6 protein-coding genes and 1 pseudogene are annotated in these 6,895 nt (G+C 69.0%); 3 read left to right on the forward strand and 4 right to left on the reverse strand.

The window, feature by feature from the left end:
- Positions 1 to 2 precede the first annotated feature (2 nt).
- The 4 genes and pseudogenes from ACFWP7_RS36865 to ACFWP7_RS36880 form a co-directional block, all read right to left on the reverse strand.
- Positions 3 to 1,349, reverse strand: coding sequence for an ABC transporter substrate-binding protein (locus ACFWP7_RS36865; RefSeq protein WP_384391041.1), 1,347 nt, complete (start codon positions 1,347 to 1,349; stop codon positions 3 to 5).
- Positions 1,350 to 1,494: 145 nt separating this feature from the next.
- A complete protein-coding gene (locus ACFWP7_RS36870) occupies positions 1,495 to 2,493 on the reverse strand; it encodes a LacI family DNA-binding transcriptional regulator (protein ID WP_384391045.1) in 999 nt (332 codons plus the stop codon).
- 131 nt (positions 2,494 to 2,624) lie between these two features.
- Positions 2,625 to 2,844 (reverse strand): annotated as a pseudogene (locus tag ACFWP7_RS36875) (ABC transporter permease); the annotation flags it as partial.
- Positions 2,845 to 3,356: 512 nt separating this feature from the next.
- Positions 3,357 to 4,013 (reverse strand): hypothetical protein, encoded by a 657-nt coding sequence (locus ACFWP7_RS36880; RefSeq protein ID WP_384391048.1) that lies wholly within the window; start codon positions 4,011 to 4,013, stop codon positions 3,357 to 3,359.
- Positions 4,014 to 4,235: 222 nt separating this feature from the next.
- On the opposite strand from ACFWP7_RS36880, the gene ACFWP7_RS36885 reads away from it, so the two are divergent.
- The 3 genes from ACFWP7_RS36885 to ACFWP7_RS36895 are packed head-to-tail and all read left to right on the forward strand — an operon-like array spanning position 4,236 to position 6,658.
- Positions 4,236 to 4,892: a helix-turn-helix domain-containing protein gene (locus tag ACFWP7_RS36885; RefSeq protein WP_384391050.1), complete on the forward strand. Its 657-nt coding sequence runs from the start codon at positions 4,236 to 4,238 to the stop codon at positions 4,890 to 4,892.
- 32 nt (positions 4,893 to 4,924) lie between these two features.
- Entirely contained in the window at positions 4,925 to 5,455 is a 531-nt protein-coding gene (locus ACFWP7_RS36890; RefSeq protein ID WP_384391053.1) for a toxin-antitoxin system, toxin component, read from the forward strand.
- Between the two features lie 6 nt (positions 5,456 to 5,461).
- The gene (locus ACFWP7_RS36895; RefSeq protein WP_384391056.1) at positions 5,462 to 6,658 is read left to right on the forward strand and encodes an MAB_1171c family putative transporter; all 1,197 of its coding nucleotides are present in this window, start codon (positions 5,462 to 5,464) and stop codon (positions 6,656 to 6,658) included.
- Positions 6,659 to 6,895: the final 237 nt, after the last annotated feature.

Raw genomic sequence — 6,895 nt, forward strand, 5'->3', positions numbered from 1 at the left:
TGTCAGCCCCGGGCCAGAATGGAGTCGATCTTGCCGGACGCGTCGCTCAGGAGCTTGTCGACGTCGGCGTCCTTCTTGGTGAGCACCGAGGAGACGGCGCTGTCCAGGACCGAGTAGATCTGCTGGGCCTGCGGCGGCTCGATCTTCTTGTCCAGGCTCTCGCTGCCGTCGAGGAAGGGCTGGTAGTTCGCCACCGGGACGTTGGCGTTGGCTTCCTTGACCTGCTGGTCCTTCTCGTCGGCCGCGCCGGTGAACAGACGGGGCTCGGGCAGGCCGACGGGAGCGTCGTTCTGCTTGGCGCGCGCGTAGTCACCGAGGAAGCCGTCGCCGGGGGTGAGGAACATCGAGTCGAGCCACTTCAGGCCCGCCTTGATCTCCTCGGGCGTCGCCTTCTTGTTGAACATGTAGCCGTCGCCGCCGATGAGCGTGCCCTGGCCGCCGGGCATGGGCGCGAGGGCGAGGTCGTTGTAGTTCCCGCCCTTCTCCTTGACCAGGATCGGGATGTTGTCCGGCGCGGAGAGGTACATGCCGAGCTTCCCGGAACCCATCATCTGCTGGACGTCGTTGATGACGAGGAGCTGCTTGCTGCCCATGGAGTTGTCGGTCCAGCGCATGTCCTTGAGGTTCTGCAGGACGGCCTTGCCCTCGGGGGTGTCGATGGTGGCCTTCTTGCCGTCCGCACTGACCACGTCACCGCCCTGCGAGTACATCTCGGCGGTGAAGTGCCAGCCGCCCTGGTTCTGGGCGCTGTAGTCGGCGTATCCGACGGTGCCGTTGCCGAGCCCGGCTATCGCCTTGGCGGCCGCACGCAGCTCCTCCCAGGTGGCCGGGGGCTTCTCGGGATCGAGGCCCGCCTCCTTGAAGAGCTTCTTGTTGTAGATCAGGCCCATCGAGTAACCGGTGCGCGGGATGCCGTAGATCTTGCCGTCCACGGTGTAGATGTCGCGCAGCTGCTGCTGGATGGTGTCGTAACTCTTGAGATCCTTGACGTAACTCGTGATGTCGGCGGCCTGGTTGATGTCGACGACGTGCTTGGCATCGGTGAAGTAGGTGTAGAAGACGTCCTCCATCTGACCGCCGGCCAGCTTGGCGTCGAACGTCTTGGGGTCCTGACACGGGAACGCGTCATGCGCGACGACGTCGATGGTCGGGTTGGCCTTCTCGAAGGCCTTGATGTCCGCCTCGAAGAACGAGCGGTCGACCTTCGCGCTCTTGGGCGGCATGCAGTTGACGGTGATGCTGGTCTTGCCGTCGGCCGTGTCGTCGCTCGAACCGCAGGCTGTGGCGGTGAGCGCGAAAGAACACGCCATGAGCGTGACGAAGGTACGGCGGAACCCGGTGCTTCTCATCGGTGGACCCCTTTGGGCAGGAGCGGGTGGAACCCTTTTGGCAACCCGTGGCCTGGAGCGGTGGGCGCCGCACACTCAAGCACCGACGACATCTCTTCGCAAGATGTCGCGCAGAATATGTAATTATTTGACAGTCACCTGCTGCTCAGTGGCGCGGCGCTTGCGCTGTCGAACCACGGACCACCAATTCGGGCTCGAACAGCAGCTCTTCGGGGGTGACACTGCTGCCGCCGATCTGGGCGTTCAGCAGCTCGACGGCCGCGCGTCCCATGGCCTCGATGGGCTGGCGCACGGTGGTCAGCGGCGGCTCGGTGCAGTTCATGAACGCCGAGTCGTCGTAGCCGACGACGGAGACCTCGCCGGGCACGTTGAGCCCCCTGCGGCGGGCGGCCCGTACGGCGCCGAGCGCGAGCGGATCGCTGGCGCAGATGATGCCGGTGACACCCCGGTCGAGCAGCCGGGTGGCGGCTGCCTGTCCGCCCTCCAGGGAGAACATCGCCCGGGCGATGTTCTCGTCGGGCAGTTCGGGGGCGAGCACGCGCGCCGCGGCGAGCTTGCGCCCCGAGGGCATGTGGTCGCCGGGGCCGAGGACAAGTCCGATGCGCTCGTGTCCGAGCGAGTCCAGATGGCGCCAGGCCTGCTCAACGGCGACGGCGTCGTCGCAGGAGACGCAGGGGAAGCCGAGGTGCTCGATGGCCGCGTTCACAAGGACCACCGGAATGTTGCGGTCCGCGAGCTGCCGGTAGTGATCGTGCGGCGCGTCCGCCTGCGCGTACAGGCCGCCCGCGAACACCACGCCGGAGACCTGCTGCTGAAGCAGCAGTTCCACATAGTCCGCCTCGGAGACGCCGCCCTTGGTCTGGGTGCACAGCACCGGGGTGAGACCGAGCTGCGCGAGCGCCCCACCGATCACCTCCGCGAACGCCGGGAAGATCGGGTTCTGCAGCTCCGGCAGCACCAGGCCCACGAGCCGGGCGCGTTCACCGCGCAGTTGCGTGGGCCGCTCGTAGCCGAGGACGTCGAGGGCGGAGAGCACCGCCTGCCGGGTGGAATCGGAGACTCCGGGTTTGCCGTTGAGCACCCGGCTGACCGTGGCCTCACTGACCCCGACCTTCTGCGCCACCTGAGCAAGTCGTCGCGTCATGCACGCAAGAATAGCGCAAGAAATGCAAGCGGCTTGCGTATTGCGGGTGAAACGGCTGGATCCCGCGCGATTGGATCAGCTGGGAGGGACTTGTTCGGCTGCGGAAGTTCGCCGGGTGACCCCAGGCCGGTTCAGATCCTGCTCTCCGTCGGCCTGTCGGCCGGCAGGCACCGGGCCGGGCGGATCGGAATCACCGAGAGCAGGACGAGGACCACCGCCACGACGTTCACGACCGGTGCCTGCCGGGGGCGCGTCAATATTGTTGAGGATCCAGATCGGCAGGGTCCCGATGCCGGGGCGGCCCGTCAACGTCGTGACGACCATGTCGTCGAAGGAGAGTGCGAAGGCGAAGGAGTTGACCAGGGCCAGCGCAAGCGGGACGCCGATGACCGCGAGCCGAGCCCGGCGGCGACCCGCAGCGCGATGCGCGCGGAACGGGACGGTTGCACGGAGGGTTCCTCAGCGGCTGCTCAGGGTTCCGGTGCGGAGGGCATCGACGCCACCCGGGCCGATACGGCGGCCGTGCTCACCCAGGTCGCCGCGCAGGGCCGCCGTCCGGCGAGCGCGGACCTGGCGGCGCTGCGCCCGGCCTACATCTGCGGCTCGTCCGGCGGGAGTTGGTGGCGGGCGCCGGGTTCGTGCGGCACTTCGGATCCGCCGTGGTCCCGCTGCTCCAACGGCTGCCGGGGGCGGCCTATTTGGTCAACGCGTGGGGGCGGGTTGCGCCGTCGCCGGTGGCATCGCACCCGTCACGCGCCTGAACGGGCTCACACCGCCGTGGCACGACCCCGCCGCGGGCTCACGGCTTGGAGCTTGGACGGACCGCTCAGCGCGCGCTCAGCCCTTGGGCCGCCGAGGGCGGCTCACACCGCCCGCAGTTCCGCCGCGCCGTTGCGGGTCTTGTGCGCCCTGCCCGGTCCGGCTGCCGCGTGCCGTGCCTCGCGCAGCACCAGTGTCATCCGCGTGTAGCCCATGTCCTGAAGGGACTTGGGGGTGTCGATGACGATCCGGCAGTCCGTACGACCCCAGCGCGGGTCGGGGTGCACCAGCGGGCGTACGGCACCGTCGGACTCGACGCCGTCCGGGCCGACCGCGCGGATCCAGTGCGGCAGCCCGTGCCGGTAGGCGGCGTCCATGATCGGGTCCTGGGCGATGTCCCGGCGGATCGACTGGAGTGCGCGGTCCTGGTCGTGCCGCTTCACGGCGTCCGCGAAGTTGGCCAGCATCGGCAGGCACCAGCTCGACTCGTGCTCGCCGAGGACGGTGCTCGCGTCCGGATGGAACAGGACGAAACGCAGGAAGTTGTGGCTGGGCATCGCCGTCGGGTGTGGTCCGATGCCGACGAAAAGTGTCTCGAACGCGTCGTTGCACAGAACGACGTCCCAGCATTGGTCGAAGACGACGGAGGGGAACGGGAGGGCCTCGAGGAGATCGGCGTAGTCCTGGAGATACGCCTGCGCTTCGAGACTCGCGGGGACAGGTCGCGGCTGGGACCGCTGCCATCCTGCCTGGTACGCCATCGGGAGGTCACCCCTCTTGCCTATGCGGCCTTCACGCGGCGCCCCGATCCTGCTTCCCGGAGTGTTGTCGTGTCAACTATCGTGGCATTTGACGCTCGTTGACGGCTGAATCTCGCCACAGTTGTGGCGAGACCTGGATGTGAGTTCGACCAAGAGGCTAGTCTCCCGATGGTTGCTGACCATCATGTGAGAAACCTGAGAAAAGACGTAGGAGATCTGTCGGTGACGGATGGCTTCGAGGTTCCGGCCGCCACGGCGACGGTTCTGCTGCAGGCCGTCGTGGCCCGGGTCAGCGGGCTCGCCGACCGGCTCGGTGTGCGGCACGCCGAGGTCTTCGACGCCCGGCGCCTGTCGGCCGAGTCCGGCGTCCCCGAGCCCGTGGTGCGAGCCCTGCTGAGCGGCCGCCGCGCGGGCGAGCCCGATCTGCAGGCCCGGTTCCTGCAACGGCTGGATCTGCTCCGTCGTACCCGGCTGAAACCCAATGGGCGCCGGTACACGCAGCAGGAGATCGCCGACGGCGCGGGCATGTCGCGGCAGCAGGCGGGGGCTCTCATCAACGGCGACCGGCGCCCCACCATGGAACACTGCGACGCCATTCAGCGGTTCTTCCGGGTGCACGCCGGGTTCCTCACGGCCGAGGACTCCGAGGCTCTCGTGGGCGCTCTCCAGCGCTCGGAGCAGGAGCTGTTGCAACGGGTCGCCGACCGTGAGCGCGCGGCGGCCTCGGTGGCCCCCGATCCGCTGGAGCGACTCCTGCTGGACCACGGCGTCCGCGGAATCGCCTGGCGGGCCGCCCAGTTGCCCACCGACCAGCACCGGGACAAGGTCGCCGAGTGGCTGGACATGCTCCTGGAAAGCGTCAAGCGGCCCGAGTCGTGAGCACGGGGAGAACTGTGGGCATCCAAAGGGACATGCGACGCCTGTGCGGTGAGTTGGTCGGGGAACTGACACTCGCGGCGCCCGCCGAACCCGCCGACCTCTACGCGGCGCTGTGCGACGCCATGAGCAGACGCCGCGGCCGCCCCGTCCAGTTCCGCACCGCCGCGTTCCCGCCCGGGACGGCCAGTGGACTCTGGCTCGACATGGCCGAACAGGACCTCGTGGTCGTCGAGGAACGCACCGCGCCCGACCACCAGTTGGTGATCCTGGGCCACGAGCTGTGGCACATGCAGGCCGGGCACTGCAGCCACCACGTCGAGGGCGCGGCCGTCGCGGCCCGGTTACTGAACGACTCCGCGGACCTCCAGGAGACCGTCCTCAAGGTCGCCGCGCGCACCCGATCGCACCTCGCGGACGAGGCGGAGGCCGAGAACTTCGGTCTGCTTCTCGCCAGCAAGTGCCGTACCTGGCTCGCGGGTTCATCGCTGCGCAGGCCGGTGCAGCGAGACGGACTCGCGGGCCGGATCGAGGCGTCGCTCGGCTACCGCGGGCCGCAGGGCTGAGACGGCGTGCACGACACCAGCTACTACATACCGGCGGTCGCGATGGCGATCGCCCTTGCTCTCAAGGGCCCGGCGGTCCTGCGCGCCTGGCGCGATCCGCTGCTGCGGTCGGTGTACGCGCTGCTCGCGCTGTCCGCCCTGGTGTTCTGCTTCGCGGCCCCGCCGACGATCACCTGGGTCAACCACATCACCGGCATCCCGAACGTCTCCGCGCCGCTCGTGTACAGCCTGCTGAGTGCCTTCAGCGCCTCCTGTCTGGTGCTGATCATCCACTGGCGCGGCGGACCGTCGGAGGTCACGCGTCGCGCCTCGCGCCGTTGGATCGCCGGGTACTCCGTGGTGATCGTGGCGTGCGTGACGCTGTTCGTCCTCGGGCACGCGCCGGAAGAGCGCCTGCGGGACCTCGACACGTACTACGCCAACACGCCGTTCATCCGCGAGATGATCGTGCTCTATCTCGCCGCACTCACCTTCGCGAACGTCGCGATGGTCATGATGTGCTGGCGCTGGGCACTCCAGGTGCGGGGCTGGCTGCGCGCCGGGCTGCTGGTCATCGTGTCCGGGTTCCTGACCAACATCGCTTTCGACGCCGCCAAACTGACTGCCGTGGGCGCCCGCTGGACCGGCGGGAACCTCGACTACCTGAGCACCGACGTCGCCCCCGTCCTGGCCGCCGCAGGAGAGCTGATCTGCGCGATCGGCTTCTGCGTCCCGATGGCCTGTCAGCGCTTCGGAGATGTGTGGAGCACCTGGGCGACCTACCGTCACCTCGGGCCGCTCTGGCGGGAGTTGCGGCCCGCAGGCGACCACGGTGACCACGCGGTGCGGATCGCCTGGTGGTCGCCGACCGAACTGTTGGTGACCCAGCGGGAGTCCGACATCCACGACGGCCTCCTCAGCCTGTACCCCTACTTCGACCCCGAGGAGCGCGCGCGGGCCTACGACGCCGCCGTGTCCGCGGGCTCCGGCGAGAACCGGGCGCGGGCCGAGGCCGACGCGACGATGGTGACCGTGGCACTGCGGGCCAGGGCCGAGGATCCGGAGGGCAGGATCGTCAGCGCGGCGGCGGACGCCACCCCGTCCGCCACCACGGCCGCCGGTCCGCGGGACCTTGTGGGGATGTCCCTCGCCCTGCGCCGCTCCCCCGTCGTCGCGACCGCCCGGGAACGGGTCGCGTCCGGTTCCCGGGAACACGTCGGCTAGGACCCGTCCGGCCGATCAGGTCGCAGGAATTCAACGCCCTGGGGGTCGCTGGGGGCCCCCACGCCCTTGAGGCAACGGGAAAGTGCGTGCCACACCCCGCGTCTCCGCCGTGATCGGCCGGACAGGTCTAGGTCCTGTCGTCACATCCCCGTCTGCCGCGCGACGCCAGGCCGCCCTCCGGGCGACGACGGGGATGTGACGACAGGACCTAGGCGCACGAGACGAGTTCAGGGACCG

Source organism: Streptomyces sp. NPDC058470, assembly GCF_042721055.1.
Taxonomy (GTDB): Bacteria; Actinomycetota; Actinomycetes; order Streptomycetales; family Streptomycetaceae; genus Streptomyces.